This is a genomic window from Kocuria sp. ICS0012 (genome assembly GCF_001665945.1).
In the GTDB taxonomy this organism is placed as follows: Bacteria; Actinomycetota; Actinomycetes; order Actinomycetales; family Micrococcaceae; genus Kocuria; species Kocuria marina.
This window is the reverse complement of the sequence record NZ_LZMM01000064.1, coordinates 1-1214: the sequence shown is the minus strand read 5'-3', so window position 1 is coordinate 1214 and position 1214 is coordinate 1. Positions and strand designations below refer to the sequence as shown.

General features: G+C 68.1%; 2 protein-coding genes. Both read left to right on the top strand.

All coding sequences use genetic code 11. The features are described from left to right. The first annotated feature begins 273 nt into the window (after positions 1 to 273). Complete coding sequence (locus A5728_RS10430; RefSeq protein ID WP_064846973.1) at positions 274 to 564, top strand: hypothetical protein; 291 nt, start codon at positions 274 to 276, stop codon at positions 562 to 564. 42 nt (positions 565 to 606) lie between these two features. Further along, the gene (locus tag A5728_RS10425; protein ID WP_064846972.1) at positions 607 to 1020 is read left to right on the top strand and encodes a hypothetical protein; all 414 of its coding nucleotides are present in this window, start codon (positions 607 to 609) and stop codon (positions 1018 to 1020) included. Positions 1021 to 1214 lie beyond the last annotated feature (194 nt).

Here is a 1214-nt window from a genome sequence, read left to right as displayed (position 1 = left end):
CGCCCCCCCAGCCGGTCGCATCCGCGACCGGGGCCGCCGACAGAGGGCGGCCAGTATGTCGGCCGCTGCGCGGCCGCACCGCTAGAACGCTTCGCGTTTTTACCTTGAAGCCTGGCGGCATTCTACGTTCGCTCAACCTGCGCGCAAGTGCTTTCGCGGCATATCCTCGCTCGCTGCGCTCGCTCCGGTATTCCACGGTCACTTGCACTTCGGCGTCGCTCTCTGCGAAAGGCGTAAACGCCTTCAAGGCAAAAAACGTGAGGGAGAGAGAACATGGCAACCACCTACATCTGCAAGAGCTGCGCCGGACTGGCACCCGTTGGAATCGGCTACGCGGCCGAGGGCACCGCCGCCGAGGCGCAGCAGTGCGCCGAGCGGATCGCGTGCGAGTGCGGCCAGAGCCGCACCGCGAACGCTTGGGCCGTGCTCAACTGCCCATGCACCCGCATTCTTGGCCTGTACTCGACCGAGGAAGCAGCGACGACCGCCGCCGAATGGTTCGGCTCGTGCAGCTTCGCCTACCGGCTGGACGACGCCGAGCGCGACCGACTCATCACCGCCTAAATAGACCTATAAACCCCATAAGACCTAACGAAAGGTGAAACCATGAAGCCCACCCGAGTTATCCCGTTCGACACCGCACACATCGCCGGAGCTGACGAGTTCCACCGCTCGACCGCTGAACAGTTCCGCCAGGCAATCGGCCCCTACGTGTTCATGTCGCTCGGTGCAAGCCAGCTCGCAGCAGTGCCCGGCCGCTACGACCGCGGCGGCCTACTGTTCACCGCACGCATCCTTCCATTCACCCGCACCGGCGACCGCTACGCGGCCGCCCGCAACATGGCCGTGCTCGTGAGCACCAGCCCACTCGATGAAATCGAAATCGAGGTACGCGAGTACGCCCGAGGCGTGCAGCACGTGAAAGTCGAAGGCGTCTACATCGACCAGCTCGCCCGCGTCCTGCTCGCACTGGACTACGACGGCACCGAGGCACTGAACCCCCGCTACTGGCAGCAATAGACCTATAAGGGCTATTAGGGCCAGTCGCAGCCCGCCGCCAGCTCGGCGGCGGGGGGGGGGGGGGGGCGGGCCGGCCGCCCCCCCCCCCCCCCCCCCCCCCCGCCCCCCCCCCCCCCCCCCCGCCCCCGCCCGCCCCCCCCCCCCCCGCCCCCCCCCGCCGGGTGCGTCGCGGTGGGACACCGGGGTTCGACATC